The 26,744-nt window shown below is 51.7% G+C and carries 15 protein-coding genes; 7 read left to right on the forward strand and 8 right to left on the reverse strand.

Annotated features, from left to right (window positions below; all coding sequences use genetic code 11):
• Positions 1-150: 150 nt before the first annotated feature.
• Both CRP01_RS27145 and CRP01_RS27150 read right to left on the reverse strand, forming a co-directional pair.
• Entirely contained in the window at positions 151-3,510 is a 3,360-nt protein-coding gene (locus CRP01_RS27145; RefSeq protein WP_099153203.1) for a TraB/GumN family protein, read from the reverse strand.
• A 191-nt stretch (positions 3,511-3,701) separates the two neighbouring features.
• Complete coding sequence (locus CRP01_RS27150) at positions 3,702-4,139, reverse strand: hypothetical protein (protein WP_099153204.1); 438 nt, start codon at positions 4,137-4,139, stop codon at positions 3,702-3,704.
• A 323-nt stretch (positions 4,140-4,462) separates the two neighbouring features.
• Here CRP01_RS27150 and CRP01_RS27155 point away from each other — a divergent pair, with 323 nt between their 5' ends.
• Together CRP01_RS27155 and CRP01_RS27160 are read left to right on the forward strand one after the other, a co-directional pair.
• A complete protein-coding gene (locus tag CRP01_RS27155) occupies positions 4,463-4,963 on the forward strand; it encodes an ankyrin repeat domain-containing protein (protein ID WP_143473549.1) in 501 nt (166 codons plus the stop codon).
• Positions 4,964-5,212: 249 nt separating this feature from the next.
• Positions 5,213-5,980 carry a LytR/AlgR family response regulator transcription factor gene (locus tag CRP01_RS27160; protein ID WP_099153206.1) on the forward strand — a complete coding sequence of 256 codons (768 nt, stop codon included), beginning with the start codon at positions 5,213-5,215 and terminating at the stop codon, positions 5,978-5,980.
• A gap of 29 nt (positions 5,981-6,009) precedes the next feature.
• Here the strand turns inward: CRP01_RS27160 and CRP01_RS27165 are convergent, their stop codons facing one another.
• The 3 genes from CRP01_RS27165 to CRP01_RS27175 all read right to left on the reverse strand — a co-directional run bounded on the left by CRP01_RS27165 (position 6,010) and on the right by CRP01_RS27175 (position 11,728).
• Positions 6,010-9,504, reverse strand: a complete 3,495-nt coding sequence (locus CRP01_RS27165) for a T9SS type B sorting domain-containing protein (RefSeq protein ID WP_099153207.1) — start codon at positions 9,502-9,504, stop codon at positions 6,010-6,012.
• Positions 9,505-9,860: 356 nt separating this feature from the next.
• Positions 9,861-10,892, reverse strand: a complete 1,032-nt coding sequence (pheS, locus tag CRP01_RS27170) for a phenylalanine--tRNA ligase subunit alpha (RefSeq protein ID WP_099153208.1) — start codon at positions 10,890-10,892, stop codon at positions 9,861-9,863.
• Positions 10,893-11,047: 155 nt separating this feature from the next.
• On the reverse strand, positions 11,048-11,728 hold the full coding sequence (locus CRP01_RS27175; protein ID WP_099153209.1) for a rhomboid family intramembrane serine protease: 681 nt from the start codon (positions 11,726-11,728) through the stop codon (positions 11,048-11,050).
• A gap of 394 nt (positions 11,729-12,122) precedes the next feature.
• On the opposite strand from CRP01_RS27175, the gene ligA reads away from it, so the two are divergent.
• The 3 genes from ligA (at position 12,123) to CRP01_RS27190 (ending at position 16,237) form a co-directional block, all read left to right on the forward strand.
• Entirely contained in the window at positions 12,123-14,261 is a 2,139-nt protein-coding gene (ligA, locus tag CRP01_RS27180; RefSeq protein ID WP_099153210.1) for an NAD-dependent DNA ligase LigA, read from the forward strand.
• Between the two features lie 70 nt (positions 14,262-14,331).
• Positions 14,332-15,375, forward strand: a complete 1,044-nt coding sequence (locus tag CRP01_RS27185; RefSeq protein WP_099153211.1) for a glycoside hydrolase family 43 protein — start codon at positions 14,332-14,334, stop codon at positions 15,373-15,375.
• A gap of 88 nt (positions 15,376-15,463) precedes the next feature.
• Positions 15,464-16,237, forward strand: a complete 774-nt coding sequence (locus CRP01_RS27190; protein ID WP_143473550.1) for a nucleotidyltransferase domain-containing protein — start codon at positions 15,464-15,466, stop codon at positions 16,235-16,237.
• Positions 16,238-16,244: 7 nt separating this feature from the next.
• Here CRP01_RS27190 and CRP01_RS27195 read toward each other — a convergent pair whose 3' ends face one another.
• The 3 genes from CRP01_RS27195 to CRP01_RS27205 form a co-directional block, all read right to left on the reverse strand.
• The gene (locus CRP01_RS27195; RefSeq protein WP_099153213.1) at positions 16,245-16,718 is read right to left on the reverse strand and encodes a nuclear transport factor 2 family protein; all 474 of its coding nucleotides are present in this window, start codon (positions 16,716-16,718) and stop codon (positions 16,245-16,247) included.
• A 250-nt stretch (positions 16,719-16,968) separates the two neighbouring features.
• A complete protein-coding gene (locus CRP01_RS27200; RefSeq protein WP_099153214.1) occupies positions 16,969-19,011 on the reverse strand; it encodes an RICIN domain-containing protein in 2,043 nt (680 codons plus the stop codon).
• 182 nt (positions 19,012-19,193) lie between these two features.
• Positions 19,194-22,013, reverse strand: a complete 2,820-nt coding sequence (locus tag CRP01_RS27205; protein ID WP_143473551.1) for a response regulator — start codon at positions 22,011-22,013, stop codon at positions 19,194-19,196.
• Positions 22,014-22,532: 519 nt separating this feature from the next.
• Here CRP01_RS27205 and CRP01_RS27210 point away from each other — a divergent pair.
• Together CRP01_RS27210 and CRP01_RS27215 are read left to right on the forward strand one after the other, a co-directional pair.
• A complete protein-coding gene (locus CRP01_RS27210; RefSeq protein WP_099153216.1) occupies positions 22,533-25,712 on the forward strand; it encodes a PVC-type heme-binding CxxCH protein in 3,180 nt (1,059 codons plus the stop codon).
• Positions 25,713-25,821: 109 nt separating this feature from the next.
• Positions 25,822-26,706: a sugar phosphate isomerase/epimerase family protein gene (locus CRP01_RS27215; RefSeq protein ID WP_099153217.1), complete on the forward strand. Its 885-nt coding sequence runs from the start codon at positions 25,822-25,824 to the stop codon at positions 26,704-26,706.
• The last annotated feature ends 38 nt before the right edge of the window (positions 26,707-26,744 follow it).

Consider the following 26,744-nt stretch of genomic DNA (forward strand, 5'->3'; position numbering starts at 1 on the left):
TAAAAACGTGTTGCCACAGTGCATAGTGTACCCATGCCCGCAGGGAGAAAGAGCCGCAATAGTCTGTTTTAAACCCCGTCCTGGGGCCTAAATGTTCTGATAAGGTCTTAAGGAAAATTTACCCGGCAGCGTAGGCTGCCGGGTGCCGGTCTATTCTTTACTGTTGATGTATTCGATAAATTCGGTGAAAATGGTCTCGAATTCCGCCTCGGTCTTGGTGGAGGTGTAATAGACGGATTGATCATTATTGAGATCAATATGGCCATTCTCGTCAAAAGGGCCGATACAGCCCAGGTAATAAGCTCCTTCTTCTTCGGAAGCGCATTTCATAAAGACCATATTCCCGGGCTTCACCTCATTGGCCAAAATTTCCCGGACGAGTGTACAGTCTTCACACCAGTAATCGTAATTGCTGAAGAAGTGGTATTTCATCACCGCTTCGGCCACTTTCTCTTTGTCATTCCAGCGATCCGGTAATTCCCGGTCGAAAGTCGACAGTCCTTTCAGGATCCAGTAGCGGTAGTAGGAGCTTTCCATGACCGTATCCATCAGCGCCTGGGGAAGTGGTTCGTCTTTGGCGATGCGATTGTAGATCACCCGGTACTTGCCGAATATATCGGTAGATCCGGAGATCACTTCGTACAGCTTTTCGGCGGTTTCCCGGTCGCCTTTCTCCCGGATGTAGTCCATCAGGTAGCCGTCAATGCTGGCGGTGGAATCGGCCTCCAGCGTAACGTAGAAGCTGTCGATACGGGCGTACATGCGGGGGTGGTACCAGGCCAGGTCATTTTCCAGGAATGGATAGTTTGTTTCCTGTTCCAGCCAGTGGGCGATCAGGGCCAGTACTTCGGAGGTACCGATATCCTTTTCCGCCAGTTTTTTCAATTGTGGATAATATTGCTGCATCAGTTCCAGGGAATCGGCGAAGGGTTTGAACAGATCGGAGGAGAGTTGCTGGGGTGACTCCATCTGTTTCATCAGACCGATCATTTTGGGCATACTGGTTGGCGAACTTCGCTGCCCCAGGCTCTCGAGGATGATGGCTTTGACGTTGCCGTTGTCGGTAGCGCTGTAGTATTTTACGAGTTCGTCCTCTACTTCTTCCGATTCAAAATTGTGCAGCATGGCCACCAGAATATATTTGGCGTTGTATTCATCAATCTCATTCAGCAGAGGTTTCCAAAGCAAAGGGTAGACCAGGGGGAGGTCCGCCTCCGTAAAGTTTTCGTAGTTATTGAAGGCCTGCAGGGCATTGCTAAAGGTCAGGCTGTCCTTGGATTCCAGGTCCTGCAGAATGAGGGGCGCTTTCCGGCTCGTCAGGGAAGTACCGGAATCCTCATCCAGTTCGAAGCGGATGGTCCCCAGCAGATCGTCTACATAGGAAGAAGTCTGTAATGGCTGGGGCGCAACCAGTTCCAGGGAGGTAAAGGTGTGATTGCAGAAGATACCCATTACGGTGCGGTAGTAGAAGGTGGAGTCGTTCTGGTACCGGACGATGTAAGCGGGGCAAACATCACCGTATTTAAAGGTTTTAAATTCCAGGATGGTATCCGTCAGTTCGCGGTCTACTGCATTATCGAGCGTAAAAATGGAGTCGGACAGATTGAGTTCCTGGTATTTGCCGTAAGGCTCAAATTCGAGCATCAGGGTGACGCCGGAACCGGTATAATTAAAATCAAAATTTTCCACCCTTTGCTCCTCTTCGGTAGTTTGGTACTGATAATTTGCCGCGGGAGCTTTCATGGAAAAGCGGGCGTCCGGAAAAGTGAAAGTATTCGGTACGTTATATTTTGGTTCCGAAAAAGCGATGTTCTCGAAAAAATCCTCATTGACCTCGTGACTGGGAGATTTCTGCACCCAGATATAAAGCATGGCTCCCCGAATGATCTCCCGCACGTAAAAGTGGTTATCAAAGCGATCCACGAGTATGGCATCCATCCCGAGATGCTCATCCTTAGTGATGAATTTCTCTTCACTCACTTTGGCGTTGTAGATCGACCCCAGACTTTCCATGGTGGCCCGGAGATCAGAATAAGGCTCAACGTAGGTGATCCCCGGCGGCATACAGTGGTACCGGACCATATATTCATCCTCCGTCTGCGGATCTTCGTAGACCTTATACCGCAGCAGGATGTCTCCCCGCTCGGCGTAATGCTCATTGGTGACCGGATTATCGGAAAATGCGATGTCATCGGGGAAATAATATTCAAACGCGCCATCTGCGCTAAATTGTCGGTTCCACTTTTTCTCCACCGGTTTTTCCTGCGGGTAAATGACCAGCCCGTTCAGGTAGCGCTCTACGTTGGGATGATCGAAAGCGGAAATGGAAAGCCCCAGGATCATCTGCAGGGAGAAAGCATCCTCCGTGATCTGGAGACGCGCCCGGTAGGCATTCTTTTCGGAGAAATTTTCAATATCGTAACGGGTGAGGGTATCGCCTAATTCGGTTTTTATCAGGTTGAGATTGAGGGTATCCGGAAAGACGGCCGCTTTTGCGTACTCCAGGAAGGCCGTTTCGTCTTCAAGCAGGGCGATTGGAAAGATCATGGTCATATAAATCAGACCTTTGTCAAACTCCGTTGCCATGTGGACTTCCCCCTGATCGTAGAGCGGGACCAGTTCGTTGTTGAGGCTGGATTGCAGGCTAAAACGGAGCAGGGAACCGTCCAGCTGGTACCAGTCCTGCGCCTGGTGCAGAAGATAAGTGCGGTCGATGCGGTCGGTGGATTGCCCGAAATTCACCCGTCGTACCCGGTAGCCGGCTGCAGCCAGTTGGTCGAGCACATTATCCTTGCCGAATAGGTGGGCCGCGCCGACCACCGCGAAGGTGCCGGCCCGCTTCGCCAGCGCTTCAAAGGAAGTAGCCTGTATCAGATTGCGTTCGGACATCCGGTAAACATCCGCTTCGTCGTATACCTTGGGCTCGGTCATTTCCCTTAATTTATCGACATCTCCCCGGGCGTAGGTATTGATGAATTCTTCGTACCAGGGATCATCGATCTTGAACTTCTCCTCTTTTTCGGGAATACCGTCGAGAATGCTGACATGTTCACTCATATCCTCGAGCCCGTGACTGGACAAGCCCAGGTTCATAGCCGTTCGGAAAAGGTAACAATCCACTACGGTCGGCTTGCCGTACATATCCATCTCATCGAAAATGTTGCTGTCTTCCGAGGACGCATTTTCCTCAGTAGTATCCGTTTCTGCTTCGTCTTCTCCCTCCACGCCGGCCATGAAGGACTTGGCCAGGATCTTGATCAGGAAGGTATCTATTTGCTGAAAGTTGATCTCTCCGGCAAACTGCTCACAGGAGCTGAGTGCGAAATAGAGGGAATCGCCGAAATCGAAAATGCGCCGGTCATTGAGGTGAGCGGAACCGTAGAGGTAGGAGTTGGCGGGCAGTCCGTTACCGGAGATCTCCCAGAGCATGCTTTGCCGCTCACCGGCATTCTGGGAATAGATACTAGCGATAAAGGCAAACTGGAGCAGGATCAGAGACAGGTATTTCATTGATGTTTGGGATTTGGAATGATATTCAGGACAAATTTACACACTCCGCCGCATTGGATCGGGCAGATATTTGAGTTTTGGTCCGTCGACGCTCCTTTTTGGTCTAAAAGCTATACATCCGATCCGGTGCGCACCAATTGTCGGTGCAGCCCGGGAGGATCGATACGGCCTGGCAGTAGACTATTTGCAAACTACTCCTGCAAAGAAGGTCGGTCCTTACGGTGATTTTCGAACATCTCCACTGCACTTTTAACCATGCCCATGAATCCAATGCCCAGAACGATCAGGCCGAAGGACAATTCCTGCAGCACTTCGTGGGGAGAGGCGAGGTAGCCGATCAAACCGAGCACAATGAATACGAGGGTGGCGACGGACATAAAGGTCAAAAAGGTTTTTCCTTTTTTGGGATTTTCCCAGATCCGGCGCGAAGCTTCATTTTGAACTTTGGTGGTATCCTGGAGGGTGGAAAAGCTGATGCCCAGGCCCATGAAGATGAGTAAATTATTGAGGTTGTCCCACAGGGTATCGAAACCGACGATATAGGGCAGGACGGCGTAGTACAACCCAATGAGCATGAGGGGATACTGGAGATAGCTGATCTTGTGGAACAAATCTTTGGCGTTGATCATAGGTTCACCTGGTTTAATGCTGAAGTGATGCGGGAGCGCGAGGCTAAAGTTACAAAACGCATCTTTGGCCGGCAAGTCGCTATGGGATTTAGAGTCTATCCAAAAACCATCTATGGAACCTCATTTCCTCCTTCCGTAGTGCTGCTACGAAACTCGAAAGTGACTTCGTGAGCACCCAACTCTGGTCATTGCCGACAGCAAAAACGGTTTCTGGACAGGCGCTTAACCCATTCACGACAAATACGGGGCCATTCACGAAAATGCGGACGGCAGACCGGCTTTTTAAGTGCACCTTCCATTATTTCGAAGGGAAAAAGAGCATTATGAAAAGAAAGGTATTTCTGAAAAGAGCCTGGTCGACCCTGGCCGGTGGAATGTTGTTCTCCCCGGCACTGGTTGCCGCCAACCGGGCCAATGAAATTTTTGAAGCCGCTGAGATCAAGGAATTTGTGCGGACGGCCCACGTAGACTTCAATGCCTGCAAAAAGATCATCGAGGCCAAACCTTTATTACTGAATTGTACCAATCAGAATAAGAAAGGCGACTTCGAAACGCCACTGGGCGGAGCGGCACACATGGGCCGGAAGGATATCGCCGATCTCCTGCTGAGCAAAGGGGCCCGAATGGACCTGTTTATCCACGCTTTTCTGGGGCACGCCGATCTGGTCCGGAAAATGATCGGTGAGTATCCGCATCTGCTCCGGGCTCCCGGGCCGCACGGTTTTACCCTGCTGCACCACGCCCAGGCCGGCGAGCACCAGGAACTGGCCGACTGGATCACCGAAGCCGGGCTGACGGAGACCTTTTTTAAAGGCGCATTCTAGCGCTCCGGTAAAGGGGAGATCTTCCAATGTGCCCAGGTAAGTGCAGCGCACCGGACTATGTTCAAACCCATTGGATGAAAACAACCCAGAGCTACAGCGTAGCGATCTGATGGATCGACAGGGATAATCAGCAGAACGGTGCGCTGTACCTGAAAACATCGATCCGGTGCTGTTGCCTGGTGCCGATTGGAAAAAACGCGTTCAACGACGGACTCCGTGGATCCGGCGGAAAATGAATATCTTTAGAAAATGAAAGAGATCACTACCACTCTGATGGCGGAAAGGAAGTACTTCGTTTTCAGCCTGCTCTACCTGCTGGTCATCGGAGTGGTGATGATGGCTCAGAATTACATTCGTTACGGCTGGCACGATACCTATAATCCCTGGCCGACTGTAGTGTTCCTGAGTATTGGGCTGATCCTGTTCATTGCCGTTGCCCCCATTTATTATCTGGGAATAGAATGGATCCGGGAAAAATACCCCCACCGTTTCTGGCTGCCGGCGACCGCCTGGATCCTCCTGACCGTTTTGATCTTTTATGCTTTTTCCAGCCTCCTGCTATACCTGACCACCCTGGCGGAAGTGCCCTTCAAAGGGAGTTACGCCCGTTTCTATTTTGGCCGGGCCGTCGTCTTTCATCTGTTGTACTTACTGGTAACGGCTTTTTATTTACTACGAAAAGAGCGGGGCACAGAGCCCAAACACATCTCCGGTACACTAGGCCGGAAAAAAGTGACCATCAAAGCGGATCAGGCCAAATGGATTGAAGCGGATGATCATTATCTCAAGGTCCACCTCGCCGAAGGCGTGATCCTGACCCGCTCCACCCTGGATCAGATGACCGAAACGCTGAATCCGGACTTCATCCGCATTCACCGCAAGTACCTCGTCAACCGGCAGCAGGTGATCGGTAAGGAAAAGAATAAGCGCGATGAGTACCTGATCCTGTCCACCGGAGAACGACTGAAGGTAGGCCGCTCGTACCTGCCGCTTGATCTGCAGTACGCCATAGATTAGAATGCCAGATCATATAGAGGCTGTCCCCGCTAGCGGATCAGCGCCACATCTCCCTGGAAGACTTCCGTCTGCCCGTCCACAAACCGTATCTGGGCCACGTACACGTACACCCCGCTGCTCAGGTCCTGACCGTTGAGCGTACCGTCCCAACTGCGGATCGGATCATTGGGCAGCAGATCATTATCCTGATAGACCAGATGCCCGTCGCGGCTGAAAACCCGCAGGGATTCGATGGCCACAATGTCATTATCGCCGTAGATAAAGAAGTAATCGTTATTGCCGTCCATATTCGGACTAAAGGCATTCGGGATATACACCCGCCGGCGCTTGTTCACCTGTACAAAGACTACCGCTTCCGCCCGGCACAGGGTTTCGGTATCTTCTACCCGAACGCGGTAATAGCTACTGATCTGCGGAGAGACCGTGGTATTGGAACCCGCCAGGGTATTGTCGTGATCCCACTGGTAAAGTACGTTGGCACTGCTGCTGAGGGCTGCTAGTTCGATGCTGTCTCCAAGATCCAGTTCGATGGTTTCGCTGCCGAGGCTGACGGTCAGTTCCGGCGGCGTCTGGATGGTAACGGGAAATTGCTGTTCACAGCCACCGCCGTCCTGTACGATCAGTACATAATCTCCGCCGGGCAGGTTGCTGATTGCCGGGGTCCGGAAAAACCGGTCGCCATCAACGGAGAAAAGATAATCGCCCAGTCCGCCGTTTACTTCATCTACGTAAATGATCCCGCTTTCCGGAGCATCGAGGCAACTGATATCGCGAGTACTCAGACTGGCGGTGATCACGGGCGGCTCTTCCAGTTGGAAGGTATCCGAAGTGATGCAATCTCTTTCGTTGCGGATCTGGAGCGTATAGGTGCCGGCACCGAGCTGGTTGATGCCGCTGGTGGTGGCGCCGTTGCTCCACTGGTAATAAAGATCCTGATAGGGCCCTTCCACCAGCGCCTGCAACTGTCCGTCCGTTTCACCACCACAACTGACGGGAGCGATCTGCCGGATCTCCAGTTCCAGAGGCGCTGCCGGTTCGGTGATCTCAATTTCCGTGACCGATTCGCAGAATAGGTCGCTGGTAACGGTCAGCTGGTAGAAACCGGCCGGCAGTCCGGACTGGCTGGACGTAGTGGCGCCGTTACTCCAAAAATAATCCGCCGCCTTACCGTTCTCGATCCTGACCCCGACCTGACCATTGCTGCCCTGATAGCAGGAAACTTCCTGGAGCAATTCGGCCGTGGCCGTAAAGGGTAGCGGCTCTTCCAGGGTGGCGGAGAGCGTGGTCTCGCATCCGTTGGCGTCCGTTACGGTGAGCGTATAGGTGCCGGCGCAGAGGTCCTGCAGCTGCTCGCTGCGGGCTCCGTCGTTCCAGCTCAGGTCGTAGGGCGGCGTACCGCCGGTAACTTCCACCGTAAGGCTGCCGCTACAATCTCCGGTGCAGGTGATCTCCTGCTGATCCAGTAATCGGGCCTGCAATTGGGGCGGTTCGTTGACATTGACGGTAAAGGTGCTGTCCCGATAACTGTCGCGGATCGTGAAGGTGTATGCCCCCGCCGGTAGATCCGCGATCCGGATCTCCTGGAAATTGGTATCGATCACGCCGTTGCCGGATAAGGCTCCGTCGGCGCTGCTCCAGTCAAAAGTATAGGGTGGCAAGCCACGGGCGGCACTGAGGGTGATCACGCCGTTCTCATCTCCAAAACAGGCCACACTGGTATCCTGGTAAATGGGGGACACCCCGGTAATGTATTCAATTTCAAAACAGGCTTCGTACTGGCAGCCGATGGAATCGACAACGCTTACACAACACTGGCTGCCGCCTATTAATCCGGTAGCTGTATCGCCGGTCTGGCCGTCACACCAGGTGATGGTTGGTGTACCGATACCACCGCTGACGGTGACCCGGGCTTCCGCATCCGCCATACCTTCGCCGAAAGCGTAGCGGGTTTGCTGGAAGTCGATTGACAGGGGTTCGGCCACGGTGAGATTGGTGTAGACAATACTATCACAGCCTTCCCGTACCCGGAGCGTATCGATATAATTGCCGCTGGTATCGTAAGTTTTAAAACCAACGCGGATGCTTTCTCCCGCACAGATCATGGTATCTACCTGGACTACCGGCGTAATATCGCCCGCATCGGAAACCGACAGTTTGAAGATCCCGCGGGCCTGATAACCGGAACCATCGACCAGGATGAAATACCGACGCCCACCGAAAAGGCAGCTTACTTCCATCGATTCGTCGTAGTCTCCGGGCTGGTATTGACTTTTGATGTGCCGTAATCCGCCATTGCAAACGCCGCTCACCGCCTGGTAAACCGCCAATTGCGCATCCAGCGGTTGAATGAGCTGATCGCTCAGCGCGTCGATCCGGACGTGGCCGGAAGCCGGTGCTATAAAGCTGTACCAGACTGAGTGCTGACTGACAAAAGCAGACACGTAGGGATCTGCGAAATCCGAAGCGCAGAGGTTGGAGCGAAAACCATCAGTTTCGACAATGCCGTTTTCGGGAACAACACCAAGATCCTCAAAATCACAGCGCAGGTCGCCGCCTTCTTGTACCCCGGGATCAATGATCCGCAGGCTGAAGGGACCTTCGATGGATTCATTACCGAAGGTGCCGCCGTCGACCAGCAAATAATACCGGGTATTCGGCTGGATACAGGTAGGTCGGAGCTGGACGTTGAAACTGCTGTTATCCGAATTGGTGGCCAGCAGGGTAGGAGTGGCCGTACAATCTCCACCGGGAAACTCGTACAGGGCAGCCTGGGCGTCGAATTCGTCACCTGTATTTAAGGGATCACTGCGTACGTCGATCAGTAGAATATTGCTGGCGACACTATCGGTGGTAAAGCTGAACCAGACGCCCCGATCATTGATGAAAACGCCGGCAGCCACCACGTCGAAGGGATTCGGCTCGTCGACATTGGTCGCGCAGTAGTTATTGTAAACGGGATTAATGAGGTTGCCGATCGAATTGTTGAACCGCACCGTACCCAGATCGATGGCATCACAGATCAGGTCATTGGTGGCGGGCGGATTGAGGCTTTCTACGGCCATCGTGAAATTCAGGGTACCGGTCACATCACCACCGGCGGGCAGGGCCAGGGAAAGGGACTGGGGCTGGCCGGGAGCCGGCACGGTAAAATTCTGGCAAATGGTGGCTTCACAATCCGGATTGATCTCACAGCTCGCCGGTGCCGGAATGAGCGGATCGTTCTCGAAGCCGTGAAAGCAAACTTCGATCTCCGTGGGAAGATCGGCCGGGCAGGAGACGGTCTCGATGTATTGCTGATTGGGCAGCGGCGAAAAGCAGGCGCCGTTTTGTGGGTAATACTGGTAAGGCTGTCCGTTTACCTGCACACCCCACATCGGTTCGGGGTTGCCGAACAGGTCACCGCAGGTCAGGTCGATGGTGGCACTGTCCACCTGCAGCACGAGGCCGGTTTGGGCACTCATCCGAAAAACAGAGAGGCAGACAATACTCAGGATTGACAGAGCAATAAACGTACTTCGCATCATGAACTTTGGTTCGTCAGTTATAAACTACTATCCGGCAAAGCAAAACACCGATCTATCTACCTAATGGGCCGTAATGCCGGAGGAAGCCGTTTGTCCGGGTACGGCGATTATCGATCAACGTCTAGTCATTTCTTTATACAACGTCAAACACTTAGACGTCTCTGAAAATTTACCGGGTTGGGTATAGGGCGGGCACGTGTGCGAAGGGAAGTTGAATATAAAAGTACGACGGACACGAAAATGAAAGCGGTACAGAAAATCCGAACGGACTATTATCTTCAGCTTTTCCGTGCAGCATTCATTTTCATGCCGGAGTCAAGTTGCTATGGTTATTAACGAAGAATGGCCTGGCTGTATTACAATACCGCTTTAAACTGCTCCAAAAAGCGTACATCATTCTCGAACAGCAGGCGGATATCATTGATCTGGTACAACAGCATGGCCTGGCGTTCGATTCCCATACCGAAGGCAAAGCCGGAGTATTTCTCCGGATCGATACCGCAGTTGATCAGCACCTGTGGGTCCACCATTCCGCAGCCCAGGATCTCTACCCAGCCGGTATATTTACACACATTACATCCTTTCGCATTGCAGATAAAGCAGGTTACATCCATTTCCGCACTCGGTTCGGTGAACGGGAAATAAGATGGGCGCAGCCGGATATCGGTTTGCGGTCCGTACATTTCACGGGCGAAATACAGGAGGGTTTGTTTGAGGTCGGCGAAGGATACTTTCTCGTCGATGTACAAACCTTCCACCTGGTGGAACTGCGCGTGGGCGCGGGCCGAAATGGTCTCATTCCGGTAGACCCGGCCCGGAGCGATGATCCGGATGGGCGGCTGCTGGTTTTTCATGACCCTGGCCTGTACCGAAGAAGTATGGGTACGCAGCAGCATACTGGTACTGTCCTTGAGGTAGTAGGTATCCTGCATGTCGCGGGCCGGGTGATCTTCGGGCGTATTCATGGCCGTGAAATTGTGCCAGTCGTCCTCGATCTCCCGCTCTTCCGCCACCACAAAGCCGATGCGTTCGAAAATGCGTACGATACGGTTCCAGGTAGCTGAGATCGGATGGCGGGCGCCGAGTACCAGCGGATCACCGGGAGCGGTGAGGTCCAGTTGCTGGGCGCTGGCCTGTTCGGCGGCGGATTCCAGTTCGATCTTCAAAGCGGCGTATTTACTTTCCGCTACCTGCTTGGCTTTATTGACCAGCTGGCCGTAATCGCGTTTCTGCTCGTTCGGCACATTGCGGATCTCTCCCATCAGGGGTTTCAGAATATTTTTGGAACCCAGGTACTTGATCCGGAACTGCTCCAGCTCGTCCATATTGGCGGGCTGGCTGTTTTCCATATCGGCGATCAGGCCGTTCACTTTATCGAATACTTCCATGTCTGTCTGATTGAAGCGCAAAAGTAAATAATTTTTTGGGATTCGGTGCGCCTGGTCCGGGCTTCGATAGAACGGAAAAACGGATGGCTTCCGACCTTACGGCCGGGCTTCCCCGGAATTAACCAGATTGGTGTACAAAAGATTCCGATGATCGGCTACCGGCCTGCGTAGTAAGTATCCAGTTCCGGTTTCGGATAATTGAAACGGAAATAGAATCCAGCCAGCACCCCGAAGACGAAACCGCCGATATGAGCCCACCAGGCAACTCCCTCACTCTGCACTGTTTCGACGTTCAATGCGGCCGTTCCGGCCAGCCACTGCTGGGTGATCCAAAACCCCAGAAAAAGGATAGCGGGCACCCGGAACACAAAGAACAGGAGCAGCATTTTGATCTTGGAAGTCGGGAACATCACCAGATAAGCACCCATGATGCCGGAGATGGCCCCACTGGCCCCGACGGTCGGTATCTGGCTGTTCCAGTTGAAATAAATATGGGCTGCGTGGGCGGCCAAACCGGCCATCAGGTAGAAAATGAAGAAGTGAAAATTGCCGATCGTCGCTTCGATATTATCGGCAAAGACCCAAAGGAAAAGCATATTCCCGATCAAATGCGCCCAACCGCCGTGCAGGAACATACTGGTGAACAGCGTATATAGGTCCTGACCGCTGGTCGTTTCTTCCGGAATGGAGCCGTATTCATAAATAAAGGACTGCAACTGCGCCGGAGGCAGGGAATTCTGAAATAAAAATACAATGATATTCAGGGCGATAAACCCATAACTGAAAATGGGAAAATAGCCTCCTTTTACTTGATCATCTCCAATTGGAAATAGCATGAGCGGGTATGTTTGTTCGCAATTTAAGTTAACGAGTCGTTTGTGCCAAGTTTATGGGGGGACAAATGTTGGGGGATGGTTGATGGTTGAGGGTCGAAGGTTGACGGTCGATGGTCGATGGTCGACGGTCGACGGTTGATGGTCGACGGTACGGTTGACGGTTGATGGCGATTATTGAGATGCCAACCTCAACACATCCCACTTCAACACCGCAACACCTTCCTCCCCTGACATCTGAATCCTCGCACCTGACACCTCCGACCTGACCCCTGACCCCTCCAACCTGACCCCTGATCCCTCCAACCTAATCCCACATAAATTGTCCACCCATCCTCCCGGATTTAGGATAAAATGTGCATTTTTGAGCCTGATTATTGATCACAACTCTCGATGCATGTACGCCCAAGCGGAACAAAAAAGACTCTACGAACAATCCAAACAATATCTGGACGGAGAAAGTGCTGTACACCAGCAATCCGATGACCTAAAAGTGGAAAATCTGCGCCAGCTGATCATCTACCACGAATGGCGTTATTATCTGCTGAATGATCCGGTGGTCAGTGATTATGAGTACGATCTGCTGTACAAACAGCTGGAAGCCATCGAGGCCGAGCATCCGGAAATGATCACGCCCGATTCGCCGACCCAGCGGGTATCGGCGGACCTGACGGCCGACTTCCCTTCCGTGGAGCATCTGACGCCCATGTTATCGCTGGCCAACTCCTACAATGCGGAAGATCTGAATGAGTTCGACCAGCAGATCAAACGTTTTCTCAATCTCCCCGAAGACGAGGACATCCTTTACGCGGTGGAGCCGAAATTTGACGGTGGGTCGATTGCGCTGGTGTACGAAAATGATCTGCTGGTGCGGGCGGCTACCCGGGGCAACGGTACCCTGGGAGAGGAAATGACCGCCAACGCCCGGGCCATTCGCTCCATCCCGCTGAGTGCGAAATTCTCAAAATATCAGCTCGGTAAAGTGGAACTGCGCGGGGAGGTCATTATCCGGAAGGATGTGTTTACCAAAATGAACAAAGCGCGGGGAGAAGCGGGGTTGACCCTCTTTGCCAATGCCCGGAATACCGCTACCGGCGGCCTGCGCATGAAAGATCCGAAAGAGGTAGCACAGCGGGGATTGGAAGCCTTTATCTATACCCTGGGCTACGGGACCGATGCGGAGGGAAATAATCAACTGGATCGTTTCGATACCCACTACGAGAGTCTGGATATGCTGGCCGATCTTGGCTTTAAGGTGCCGAAGGACGGCGATGAACGCAAATTGTGTAAGAACATCGGCGAAGTGGTGGCGTTCTGCAAATCCTGGGAAGCGCGCCGGGAGGGATATCCCTACGAGATCGACGGAATGGTGGTCAAGGTAAATGACCGGATATTGCAGGAACGCACGGGCTCTACCAGCCATCATCCGCGCTGGGCGATCGCCTACAAGTTCGCGGCCAAGCAAGCTACCTCCCGTTTGCTGAAGGTAGACTACCAGGTAGGTAAGATCGGGACCATCACCCCGGTGGCAAAAGTGGAACCCGTGGCGCTGGCCGGAGTGACGATCTCTTCCATTTCCCTGCACAACGAAGATTTTATCAAAGAAAAAGATCTGCATCTCGGGGATACCGTGCTGATCGAGCGGGCCGGGGATGTGATCCCTTATATCGTTAAAGCCATGCCCGAATTGCGGGACGGCAGCGAAACACCCATAGAATTTCCACGCTTCTGCCCGATCAATGATACCGATCAGCCGGTGGAACTGGAACGAACCGAAGGAGAAGCGGCCTGGCGTTGCCCCAATTGTGTGTGCGGTGCCCAGGATCTGCAACGCATCATCTTTCACGTTTCCAAACCGGCCATGGATATCGACGGCTTTGGGAAGCAGATCGTGGAACGGTTTTACGATCAGGGCTGGATTAGGACCATGGCCGATGTATACCGCCTGGATTACGAGCAGATTGCTCAACTGGAAGGTTTCGGCGAGCGCTCCGCGGAGAACCTGCGGCAGGCTATTGACCAGGCCAAACAAAATCCGATCTACCGGCTCCTGCACAGCCTGAGCATTCACCACCTGGGCAAAAAAGTCTCCAAACTACTGGCGGCAGAGATCGACCACGTGCTGGATCTGCAGGAGTGGACCGAAGAAAATTATACCCACATCAAGGACGTCGGGCCCAAAGTTGCCCAAAACGTGATGGCCTATTTCTCCGTACCGCGCAATATCGAGATCCTGCGCGAAATGGAAAGTCTGGGCGTCAACCTGAGCCAGACCGAAGACGATCAGCCGAAAGCGGCCGTGAGTGAAGGGCCTTTTGTCGGAAAAACGATCCTGTTTACGGGGACGCTGCAAAACATGAGCCGTAAGGAAGCCCAACAGAAGGCCGAAGCGGCCGGTGCCAAAAATATCAGCGCCGTGAGCGGCAACCTGGATATTTTGGTGGTGGGCGAAAAAGCTGGTTCCAAATTAAAGAAGGCCCAGGCGCTGGGGACCGTGGAAATCATGACGGAGGAAGAATTCCTCGCCCGCGTATAGTACAGGACGCAGCGAGAAAGTTGATCGGAGGTATTGCCTTATCTTGGCAAGAGATCAAAAGCCATTCGATATGCGCTATCCTTTCCTGTTTCTGCCATCTGCTCTGCTTTTTTTATCTGCCTGCGGTGATCCGGGTATCGAATCCGGGACAGGGACGGCCGTCGGCACCTATACGAATCCCGTCGGTGACAGCATCCGTATGGGAGATCCTTATGTGCTGCTGCACGAGGGTACCTATTACCTTTACGGCACGGCTGGGAAGGACGGATTCAAATGCTGGTCTTCCGGTAATCTGCGCGACTGGACCTACGAAGGGTACGCCTTTAAAGAAACCACGACTTCTTTCGGTCAGTCCAACTACTGGGCGCCTGAAGTCATTCATTACCGGGACAAATTCTATCTCACCTACAGCTGTAAACCAAAGGATACGGGCGCCTACCCGGATATGATGCTGGTCTGTCTGGCCGAAAGCGATTCGCCGACCGGACCCTTCACGGACAAATACGCGCCCTGGATCGATCAGGGCTACAGTTGTATTGATGCCCATATCTTCGTAGACGAAGAGCAGCCCTACGTTTATTTTGACCGGGTCGGCTACGTCGGCGACTGGCCGGACGGCTATATGTTCGGGATCATCTACGCCATGCAACTGGATCGGGACAATCTGCAACCGAGCGGCGATACCGTCAGGGTCAGCGAAGCGGAACAGGACTGGGAAAACCCGGATAGCGATTTTTCCAGATGCAATGAGGGCGCTTACGTTTTTAAGGAGCGGGATACCTATTACCTCACCTATTCGGCCAACCACTGGGCCGATCCGGACTACGGCATCGGCTACGCTACGGCGCCGACACCGATGGGTCCCTGGACCAAAGCTCCGGACAATCCGTTGATCGGAAAGGATTCACTACGTGGGATCTTCGGACCGGGCCATAATTCCTTTACCAGTTCTCCGGATGGAAAGGAGACATTTATGGTCTACCATACTCACGGATCCTTCGAGGATAAGGAGCGCACTGTAAATATCGACCGGATAAAAATAGACGATGCGGGAGCGCTGAGGATCCTGGGGCCAACCCGGACGCCCCAACCGCTTCCTTCGGGTATTCGCTAAACGTGTGCAAGCCCTGGGCTTTGGTCTAAAATAATATCGGGCCGGTAGTTGGAACCGTATCTTGGCAACATACGGCAAAAATATCATCATGACACCGGATAAGTTTACCGACCAATTGATCGAGGCCTTCTTACGAGAATTTGACGGTCGGCTGGCGGCAGTCGCGCTTTACGGCTCCAAAGTGGAACCGGAATTCACCGATCGCTGGTCCGACACCGATCTGATCTTGGTTTTCCGACCGGAGGAGCAACCGAAATTGCGGGCATTAAACGAGCTGGTCAGTAGGTTGGGTAGGATACTGGGCCGGGAAGTCCACCACCAGACGGGAAAGCTCGTTGCCCGGTATGTTATACAATCCGGGCCGACCATCGAAGCGCTTGATCTGAGTGTTTTCGGCTACGATCAATGGTTGGCGGAAAAGACGGTTTCGCCCGGTCCGCACCGGCTGCTTTGGGGAAAGTTTCCGGAGAGAAAAGGAGCGCTTGATGCCGATGGATCTCCGGCACCTTATTCGGCAGCGGCCATCGACGCCAACTGGTTTTTGTATTACGAGTGTGTGAAGAAACTAAAGCGGCGCGATAATCTGATCGGACTGCACCTCCTGCTGAAGCTGATGCAGGAAAATCTGGTGCTGGAAATGATAGCGCGGGATGAAGAAACCGGGACCAATATCCACCGCTTCGGGGGAAATGAACCGGTGCGCTGGCTGAGCGGTTTGCACAAATTAGAAGCGGACAACACCGCCCTGCTCCTGGAAAATCTTCGACAGTTGAGTGCCTGGTACGATCAGCAGCTACTGAACCGGATCCCGGATTACGAAAGCCGGTTCAGCGCCTTTGTGGAGTATCTTGAGGTAGAATAAAAAAGCGCTATTCTTTCTCCTGACAATTCTCTTTCTTCCGCGTATCCGTGATCTGGAGGATCTTCCAGCCGTCCTCGGTTTTGGCTACCTGAAAGGCATTGACCCCACAGTGCGACATTCTTTCTCCGAGATAAAAAGTGTAGGGCGTCCAGACGGTGGCCAGATTGTCTTCGATCATCACCTCGTAACCCCAGATCTGCTCGTCGTACACCTGCTCGTGGGGCGTACCGATGTTGGTGATGAATTTTTCCAGATCGGCCGTTTGGATCTGCGGTTTCCCCTCCTTATCGGTAAAAGTAGTTTGTAAGCGGGCGGTAGGATGAAAAGCGGCCCGAACCATGCTACTGTCGCCGGCCCGCATTCCGTCAAATAATTTATGGATCGGCGCGAGTACGGCTTCTTCCGTTTCGGATTGTGCGCTTAGAGTGAAATTGGCTACGATGAAGAGCGCTAAAGTGATGAGTATGGTTTTGAAATTCATTTCGGTATTGATTTGGTCCTTTAAAGGTAAGCTAATCCCTCTTCCTAATCAGACAATTGCGGCCGGGTATAGACAAAACCCGGTCTGAAACCGCTCTAGTTATAAATTTTCCGGATATCCTATAGGAAAGAAAGGTGCCCTAACTTCTTAACTTTCCATTGGCTGCAACAAAAACCTGGGCCGGATTCACATTGAGGTGAATCCGGCCCGGTTATCTTAAGGTACTCTACAAATGATCCTGACCTCGGTATTATCTGGCTACAGTCTCAGATCCACTATCTTTTACGATGATCTTCCAGATAAACTTATCATCCCGCATTCCGGTAGGGATTTGTTTGGATTCCTCCACCCCAATAGCACCACTTTCCAGGGTAGTCAGGTACTTTTTGGTGCCAATATGATAGATATAAACCTCATCCCCACTGTAAATAGTCGCGCCGTTTTGGGCGCCTACCTTTTGGATCGTCCACTGCGCCCAGGCATCATGATCCCAGAAGTGAGCAAACGGAATAATGCCTCCCAGTTTCAGGAATCGTTTTTTAATCCAATCAGCATTTTGTTCTTTATCCCTGTTTCCCTCGGTCCAGTGGGGCATCAATTCATCTTCCTGGAACATAATGGTTACATTATTATTTTGTACCAGGTTGGCTGGCGAATATGGATTGAAGGTAAATCGCCCGGCCACTCTGAAATCCCCAATGTTTTCTGCAACATACATTATTGGATAGTAAGCTTGCGGAAAAGGTTTGAAGATTGGCCGGGTCAGGTAGCGACCGTCATTTGATTTAAGTACGAAAGTACTGTTCTGTCTGATGACCGGTGCCGGTTCCGGAAGCGGAGTACCATGGTCTTCCAGGTACTTTTTCATCGCAGTTTTCAGCTCATTTCTTCTTACATCCGTAGCGGCTAATTCGGCGATAGGTTGGAGACCGTGATCACCAAAATCCGCTAAGGTCATTTGCTGACGGATCGTATTACGCCAGTTGGTGTAGAACTGGCTATTGTTTTTATCTCGCTCAATAGCTTCTGCCAGAGCAGGGTCCCCGCCAAAAACCTGGACCGAAGCATTTTTAGTAAACTCATCTTGATAAGTCTTATTGGCTGTTCCTACGCTACCTTCTCCGGAAACTGTGCCGTAGGAAGCTTTAACGGAAGCTTCAAAGTCCGATTCATCCGTAAACTCGCTCCGGTTAATGTACGTGTTAAAGGCTATTCTGGCCCCGATGAATGCCGATTGGATAAAATGAGTACCGTATTTGTCGAACAGATCATTGGGGGCCATATAGTTGATATCATTTTTTACTTCCGGTAACAGGGCGGTGCGATCGGGATCGATATCCAATCGGTAATAACCAATGACCCGGTTCCAGGTAAAAAATGAATTGTCCGATCTTTGGGTAGAACTGGAACTGAAACTGGTACTGATACCCGCTGAGAAAAGTCCGTAACTGCCTTCAATGGAAGCCGCTGCGGATAAACTATTGCTGTATTGTCTGATCGATCTACCCTGTGCCATGCGACCTTCGAATTTTCCGGTTTCCTGAACGCTTGCATATCTGGCCAGTTCCTGAGGAACGAATAAAGGCCGGGTGGCATAATTTAGATCAGCGTAACCTTTTTCCGCCCGGTAGCCTTTGCCCACACATTTTTCCAGCATGGCCTGCTGCTCGGCAGTCAATAGATTGTCGTTTTGAGGGGTATTTTCAACTACAGGAAGAAGCCTGAATTGTTGATTACCGGCACCGGTCCGGCTCCATTGGTGCAGCACTGCTCCATTTTCCCGGGAAACCCGGCTGACATCCAGATATTTTCCGCTGTGCCTGGCGCGAATAAAATAGACTCCGTTTCCGGCCGGCTCTAATTTGAATTTTTGATTATCACCGTTCCAGTATTCCCATTGGTGGAATACCGCTCCGTCTGATTGGGAAACCTGAGAAACATCGAGCAACTTTCCACTGCTGCGCACCACGATGTTGTAATAGCCGTCCTCTTTTGGGACAAATTTGAACTGTTGGGTAGTCGCACCGGTTTTATCCCACTGGTTAATGAGGACGCCATTATCATTACTATTTCTAGCTAGCTGCACCACTTTGCCGCTGTGAACGGCTTGCAAATAATAATAGTTGGAAGTAGATATCTGGGCGGTGCCCGAGGTACCGGCAAATAGAAGGATAAAAATACCGATCAGGTGGCTGAGTCGTAAAACAGTTGACCCGTTCCGGCTTTTTCGATAAATAAAAGGATAATTCGGAAGTGATCTGAAAATCTGGTGATTTAAGATTGGAGTTTTCATTTGTGAATATTTTGGGTGAAAAAATGAAATTGCCTGTTGGCCTTACAAAGATGGTGGCGATAGGGGCAGGGCATACTTCACCTATTCCTCAAATCTCTTCACGGATTTAACAGGGGCCGGGAAAAAGTAGCACTTATTTCACGTGGGGAAAATTATTTTGGTTTGAAGGAGCTGAATTTCAGTTACTTGCGTGTAACATTGGGTGGGTGGCCAAATTCTTCGGAATAACTCCTTGAAAAATAGTTCGGGTCTTTAAAACCGACGTCATACGCGATTTCGGAGATGTTCAGGTCGGTTGTCTCCAGCAAATGCCGGGCCTTTTGCAAACGTATGGACCGAATAAATTGGGAAGGAGTTTTGCCGGTGAGGGCTTTCAGCTTTCGGTTGACCTGCATATTGCTGAGTCGGGCGGCCCGGCAAAGGTCAACTACCCCCATAGTGGGGTCATCGAGGCGTGTTGCTACTACCTGTTGCAGTTTTTGCAGAAAAGTATCTTCAAGATTTTTGCGGGATGGATCTGATTTTGCGTCAGACAAATGCTTCATATCGGCATATCTTGCCCGCAGGGTTCGCCTTAAGTGCAAAAGCTTTTCCAGCCGCACCATCAATTCCTCTTTGTTAAAAGGTTTAGTCAGATAGGCGTCGGCTCCCATCTCCAACCCCTTTATCCGGTCCTCCGGACTGGCTTTAGCCGTGAGTAGAATAATGGGAATATGGCTGGTTCGTTCGTCTTGTTTTAATTCCCGGCAAACTGCATAACCGTCTTTTTCCGGCATCATCACATCACAGATGATGATATCCGGTATATTTTCAAAGGCCATTTCGATGCCTTGCTGGCCATTTCTGGCAGTTGCAATTTGATGATCTTTTTCCAACAGACTTTGGAGATAACTGACCACATCATCATTATCTTCAATGATCAGTAATTCATCTTTTTCCCCGGTAGTAATCCGGTTTAGACCAGGCCGGCCGGTCGTATCTGCCTGATCCTTTGCCAGGTCAGCTTGTATCAGGTTGGATGCTGGTGTTGAAAAAGGGGCATTTTTGCTGATCGGAATAAGAAAAGTGAATTCGCTGCCATCTCCTTCCTCGCTTTGCACGCTAATCGCGCCATCCATTAAGCCTAGCAATTCTTTAGTAAAAGCCAGACCTATGCCGGAACCCTGGTGAATTTTGGCGCTATTGGTCGCATCCTGAAAAAAGCGGTCAAAGATCTGAGAGATGGATCCGGCGGGGATACCAATGCCGGAATCCCGGACTTTTACCTGCAGGTGCTGCTTTCCATGTTGTTCTGTTTGACAAACATGCACAATCACCTTGCCGCCTTCTTCCGTGAATTTTAAAGCATTGGATAACAGATTATACATGACCTGCTGGACTTTTTCTTCGTCAAAATCCATGATCAGCTCTTTCTCTTCGGAATAGAACACCAGCTTGATCCGCTTACTTTCGGCCAGAGAGTAAAATGATTCGGTAAGGTATTGTAAAAAGGGAATGATGTCGGCCTGCAGATTATTCAGCCTTAGCGTGCCAGCTTCCAGTTTGGATAGATCGAGCAGGCGGTTGACCAGTCCCAGGAGGTTTTTGCTGTTGCGCCGGATTAAAGTTCTTTCTCTTTCATTGCCTTTAATCTGGTCGGCACTTCCCATGATGACCGTGAGCGGCGTGCGAAATTCGTGTGATATGTTGGCGAAAAAATCTGATTTCGCCTGATTGATCTCTTCGATGTACTGCTTTTGTTTTTCCTGCAACCGCATGCGATACCCGAGCCCATTGGAAAAAATGAGAATTTCAATAACGATCCCGATCTCCGTGAAATAATTTCTGGGAAAAGGCAGCGGTTCGATCAGGTCATAGGAGGAAAGTAAAAAAAAGGTAGTGTTGAGCAGAACGCCTAATACAAGGAAAATGCTCCCTAAAATAAAATAGTTGGCCAGTCGGTCTTTCGTTTTAATAATGGCAATGATGTAATAGAGCCCGATTGCCAAAGTCAGGACCGGGAAAATGCGCCCGATCGATAGGGCCAGATGGCTTCCCCATATCCAGTAGATCAAAGCCAGGAGGTAGCCGGAAATCCCCAAAAACCATAAAAACCGGATTAAAAACTGATCCAGTTTAGGCAGGAGCTGGCTTAAGCCGACAAAACTTCGCATGAATAAAAAGTAGAGAATGGTCACTGTTAGGGAAAGGACAAGGGATTCCTTAATGAGCGCATGAATTTGCTGGTGTTCGGTAAACAAGAATATTTGCAGGACGCCCGTCTCGTTCAGTAAAATAACCGAACATAAAAAGGTGTACAGCGCATACCATAAAAAAGCTTTGTCCCCTTTTTGCAAGAAGATCAACAGGTGGTATAAACTCAGGATCAATAAAGCACCGAACAAGATCCCCTGCCACAGCAGATAATGCTCCCGATGAGCGGTGGTTTCCGTATCCCAGGTATTAACGGGCCATAAACTCAGCTGCGGCCTGATCATTTGATCGAAAGGAATATTGGTACGTAAGAAAAATTGGTGGGTTCCGGAGGATAGAGCAAGTTGGGTCTGAGCACTAAACCCAATACCTTCCAGGATCTTTCCCCTTAGAAGTTGCCGTTGACTAAAAGGCAAGGAGGTTCCGGCCAGCGTGGTATCCAGCGCAGGATCATTATTCAGGCGATGATAAACAGTGACCTCCGGCAGATCGTGTAAATACAGTATAGCATTAACTTCTTTGGGGTTCTGGTTGGCTAATACGAAGCGGTACCAAAGGTTTCCCTGGCGGGGATTTACCTCTGAATTCGCCTCCCATTTGCTCCATTGTTCAGGAATTTCTCCGGCGGGTGAATAGGATACGAAAAGATAGTTTTCAAGATCTATAACGGTATCCCATTGCTGATCGATCCGCAAAATGGGACTGGATATCGTATCATTAGCAGAATTCAACAGATTTTGCTCCTGGGCGAATAGCCCGGAAGTCACAAAACCAATAAGCAGCCCCAGCAGTGTTAGATGACTCCTCAAAATGTCTCGATTGTGCCCGAAATAAGCAATACCTTCAAATCCTGTGCGAAATTCGCCAGGTCTAATATAAAGCTACTGGACAAAAGAAAAAATATGAGTAAAGTCCAGGAGAATGGAAGACAAGTCGAAGGGGCGAAACGCAACGCTCACACTCCCTGCCTCTTAGTCTCTCCATCTTCGCCTGATTAGTGCAAAAGGTCCAGTAGTGTAGTCTAATATACCGAACTATAGCTGCAATCCAAGTTTTCCAGTAGTATACCTCTTCCGGCCGGATCATCAGTGGTGCCGTTTCAGCCTAGGTAGGAAGCACCGGTCAATACCATCTTATTTAATTTGCAAAAACTGTGTATCAGAAGGCAAAAATAATACTATATTGATCGAGTCTCATGATTTAATTTTGCTCATGTCCAGATGATGAAGGCTTTGTTTTTGTACGGGAAAAAATTAGCTTCACCGTCTTCCTTTTACCAAATGCCAGCTGGTGTATCCTCTGCTGGTTCAAGAATATTTTCAATGAGAATGGCTTTTAACCAAATTCTGCTAAAGCTGCAAAATGCTTTTCCTTTCTTCCTTATCTTAGGCTTACTCAGTTGCCTGTCTTCCGGCTGCGAAAAGGCATCGGACCGGCACCTGAGTCTGCACGAGAACGACCACATCGTCCTGGTGGGGAATAACCTCGGTTCCCGGATGCTCAATTTCGGTCATTTCGAAACGGAGATGTACGTCCGTTATCCGGACAGTTCCCTCGTGATCCGCAATATGTGCGATGGCGGTAACACGCCCGGCTTCCGGCCGCACTCCGGCCGGGTCTCCCCCTGGGCATTCCCGGGCGCGGAGAACTTCCAGACGGAACTGGCGCACAAATCCGGCAGCCAGGGTCATTTCGAAACGCCCGACGAGTGGATCACCCGACTGGAAGCGGACATCATCGTCGGTTTCTTCGGATACAACGAATCCTTTCAGGGAGAGGAAGGCCTGGAAAATTACAAGGCAGAATTGGCCGCCTTTATTGAGCACACCCTGCAACAAAAATACAACGGGCAGTCGGCGCCCCAGCTGGCTCTGGTTTCCCCCATTGCCTTTGAAGACCTTTCCGACCGCTACGATCTGCCCGATGGGGTACAGGAAAATATCAACCTGCAACTATACACAAAAGCGATGCAGGAAGTAGCAGACAGTCATCAGGTCCTCTTCGTCGATGTGTACACGCCGAGCAAGGCATGGATCGCGGATGCGGAGGAACCGCTGACTACGGACGGCTTCCAGCTGACCGATGCCGGCTACGAAAAATTAGGCCCCTATCTGGTCGACAAACTCTTTGGCGATACACCCGCCCGGGCCGAAGAGCACCGGGAGATGATCCACGCGGCGGTGATGGAAAAGAACTGGTTGTGGCACAATGATTACAAGATCCCCAATGGGGTACACGTTTTCGGCCGTCGCTACAACCCTTTCGGGCCGGATAACTATCCTGCCGAACTGGCCAAGATCCGGGAGATGACCGCTATCCGGGACCAGGCCATCTGGCAGGCCGTACACGGAGAGAAAATGGATCTGGCCGCCGCGGACGCCAAGACCAGCACCCTGCCGCCGGTTGAGACCAACTATACGCCGCAAAATACTAAAAACGGCGACCCGAATTATCTCTACGGGGAAGATGCGCTGAGTAAATTCACTATGGCGCCGGGTTACCAGGTCGAGCTTTTTGCCTCGGAAGAAGATTTTCCCGATCTGGCCAATCCGGTACAGATCGCATTTGATAATCAGGGCCGCTTGTGGGTAGCCGTTATGCCGAGTTATCCGCACTACAAACCGGGCGACCAGCGACCGGACGACAAACTACTTATCCTGGAAGACACCGACGGAGACGGTAAAGCGGATAAGCAGACTATTTTCAAAGGCGGTCTGCACCTGCCGACCGGTTTTGAATTTGCTCCGGAGGGGGTATACATTGCTCAGGGTACCAACCTCATGCTGTATACCGATACGGACGGCGACGATCACGCCGACACGGAACAGATCATCATGAGTGGTTTTGACGACCACGATTCCCACCATGTGATCAGTGCCTTTACGGCCGATCCTTCGGGCGCCTTCTTTATGGGTGAAGGGGTATTCCTGCATACCAATGTGGAAACGCCCTACGGACCGGTACGGGGTACCAATGGCGGCTTTTACCGCTACAACCCCCAGCGCCGTCATCTGGAGCGGACCGCTCAGATCCCCATTCCCAATCCCTGGGGGATTGCGGTTGACAAATGGGGACAGCCCTTCTTTGCCGAAACCTCCGGACCGGATATCCGCTGGATGACACCGGGTACGATCAAACCGCTTTACGGCGTTTCCCACAACAAGAGCTTCAGCCTCGTAGAAGAAGAACACCGCGTACGTCCGACCTCCGGACTGGAATTTGTTTCCAGTCGTCATTTTCCGGATGAAGTGCAGGGCGATATGCTGGTCAACAATACCATTGGTTTTCTCGGAATGAAGCAGCACCAGGTCATTGACGATACGACCGGATACCGGCTGCATTTCCGGCATAACCTGATCCAGTCCTCCGACGGGAATTTCCGCCCGGTGGACATGGAATTCGCTCCGGACGGATCGCTTTATCTGGTAGACTGGCACAATGTGCTCATCGGCCACATGCAGCACAACGCCCGGGATCCGCTGCGTGATCACCAACACGGCCGGATCTATCGGATCACTTATCCGTCCCGGCCGTTGGTGGATCCGGCGCCCGTCGCGGGCGCGTCCATTGAGCAACTGCTCGAAAATTTAAAACTACCCGAATACCGCACCCGTTACCGCTCCCGCCGGGAGTTGCGCGGCCGTGATGCCGACGAAGTGCTGCACAGTCTGCGCAAATGGGTGGATAACCTGGACCGCAACGATCCACAGTACGAGCACCATATGCTGGAAGGCATGTGGGTGAGCTGGGGCCTGAATCGCATCGAGCCTTCTCTGCTGAAACGCCTGTTGAAATCTGATGATTACCGGGTGCGGGCTTCCGCCGTACGTACGCTTCGGTACGTTGGACATCAGATCCCGGAACAAACCGATCTGCTGATCGAAGCGGCCCGCGACGATCACGGTCGCGTCCGGATGGAAGCCGTCGTAGCTGCTTCCTGGCTGAAACCCGAAGCCGGTGCGGCCGTGCTGGATGCCGCTGAAGGAATGCCTATGGATAGATGGCTGGAACCTGCCTTCGCTACGGCCCGGGCTCACCTGAACGGGCGCTCGGTAGAACAGGTAGCCGAGGAAGCGGTGAAAACCAATCTTAAAGGAACTGATCTGGCGGCCTTTACAAAAGGTAAGGAAATTTACGAGCGGGAAGGATTCTGTGCTACCTGCCACCAGGAAGACGGGAAAGGACTGGATGCTTCCGGATTCCCTCCACTGGCGGATACCAAATGGGTACTCGGTGACGAAGAACGTCTTGTGAAAATTGTTTTGAACGGATTGTACGGACCAATTGAAGTGAAAGGCAAGACCTACCCGGGGCAGGTACCCATGACGCCCTACCGCGGATTACTGAATGATGAAGAAATCGCAGCTGTACTGACCTACGTGCGTAATGCTTTCAACAATGAAGCTTCGATCATCAAGGCGGAAACCGTTAAAAAAGTACGAGATGCAACCGCGGATAAAACCGGCTTCTATTCCCCGGAAGAACTACTGAAGGATCATCCTTTGTAGAGAGTTCCCGGTAGTGAAGCGTTCGGATCCCGAAGATATTGCTAAATTCAGGGCCGGATACCGGATGACCGGTACCGATATACTGTAAACCACTAATAAAAAGAAAGATATGCACCTAGCCATTCACAACTGGATGCGCGCCGAACCACTGGAAAAGACCATCGACCGTATCGCCAGCCAGGGATACCACGCTCTGGAGATCCAGGGTACCCCGGATCAGTACGATACCAAATACGTGCGCCAGTTATTGAAAAGTAAAGGACTGAAATGTTGGGGATCTGTAACCCTGATGATGGAAGAACGTAACCTGCTGGCCAAAGAAGAAGCCCAACGCGCCGCTTCCATTCAATACGTAAAGGATGTAATCACCATGGTGAAGGAACTGGACGGACATATGGTGTCCGTAGTACCGGGTACCGTGGGTAAGATCGTACCGGATTCCCGCCCGGAGGAAGAGTGGGAGTGGGCCGTGGAGTCGATGAAAGAATGTTATGACTTCGCCGAAAAATCGGGCCTGCTGCTGGGCATCGAACCGATCAACCGTTTTGAGACCTATTTTATCAATCGGGGAGATCAGGCCCTGGCGCTGGCGGAAGCCGTCGGCCCCAATTGCGGGGTTTGCCTGGACGCCTTCCACATGAACATGGAAGAGGATGATTCCGTCGCCGCGATCCACCGCACCAAGGAACGCCTGGTAGGCTTCCACGTGGCGGACAACAACCGCATGGCTCCGGGTATGGGCACCATCGACTGGCCCAAGATCGTATCTACCTTAAAAGAAGTGGGCTACGATGGCGCTTTATCCGTCGAATTCTGTCCGCCGCTGGATCGTACCCCCGCTACGCCTTACCCCGGCAGTATCGATGAAAACCCCGAGGGATTGTCCCCCGAGCAACTGAAATTCCTGGAAGACCACGGTAGTTCCGCTTTTACGGAAGAGTTCTACAGCATGCTGACCCAAAAGTCCATCGATACTTTGCGTCCGCTGTTGTAGGCTGGTCCCTGTCCCGGGGAGATTACCACAAACAACCT

Origin of the sequence: Flavilitoribacter nigricans DSM 23189 = NBRC 102662, assembly GCF_002646595.1 — a bacterium.
In the GTDB taxonomy this organism is placed as follows: Bacteria; Bacteroidota; Bacteroidia; order Chitinophagales; family Saprospiraceae; genus Flavilitoribacter; species Flavilitoribacter nigricans.

Coding starts and splice junctions, on each gene's coding strand:
- CRP01_RS27145 (WP_099153203.1), bottom strand. CDS start 3,510: ATGAAATACCTGTCTCTGATCCTGCTCCAGTTTGCCTTTATCGCTAGT.
- CRP01_RS27150 (WP_099153204.1), bottom strand. CDS start 4,139: ATGATCAACGCCAAAGATTTGTTCCACAAGATCAGCTATCTCCAGTAT.
- CRP01_RS27155 (WP_143473549.1), top strand. CDS start 4,463: ATGAAAAGAAAGGTATTTCTGAAAAGAGCCTGGTCGACCCTGGCCGGT.
- CRP01_RS27160 (WP_099153206.1), top strand. CDS start 5,213: ATGAAAGAGATCACTACCACTCTGATGGCGGAAAGGAAGTACTTCGTT.
- CRP01_RS27165 (WP_099153207.1), bottom strand. CDS start 9,504: ATGATGCGAAGTACGTTTATTGCTCTGTCAATCCTGAGTATTGTCTGC.
- pheS (WP_099153208.1), bottom strand. CDS start 10,892: ATGGAAGTATTCGATAAAGTGAACGGCCTGATCGCCGATATGGAAAAC.
- CRP01_RS27175 (WP_099153209.1), bottom strand. CDS start 11,728: ATGCTATTTCCAATTGGAGATGATCAAGTAAAAGGAGGCTATTTTCCC.
- ligA (WP_099153210.1), top strand. CDS start 12,123: ATGTACGCCCAAGCGGAACAAAAAAGACTCTACGAACAATCCAAACAA.
- CRP01_RS27185 (WP_099153211.1), top strand. CDS start 14,332: ATGCGCTATCCTTTCCTGTTTCTGCCATCTGCTCTGCTTTTTTTATCT.
- CRP01_RS27190 (WP_143473550.1), top strand. CDS start 15,464: ATGACACCGGATAAGTTTACCGACCAATTGATCGAGGCCTTCTTACGA.
- CRP01_RS27195 (WP_099153213.1), bottom strand. CDS start 16,718: ATGAATTTCAAAACCATACTCATCACTTTAGCGCTCTTCATCGTAGCC.
- CRP01_RS27200 (WP_099153214.1), bottom strand. CDS start 19,011: ATGAAAACTCCAATCTTAAATCACCAGATTTTCAGATCACTTCCGAAT.
- CRP01_RS27210 (WP_099153216.1), top strand. CDS start 22,533: ATGGCTTTTAACCAAATTCTGCTAAAGCTGCAAAATGCTTTTCCTTTC.
- CRP01_RS27215 (WP_099153217.1), top strand. CDS start 25,822: ATGCACCTAGCCATTCACAACTGGATGCGCGCCGAACCACTGGAAAAG.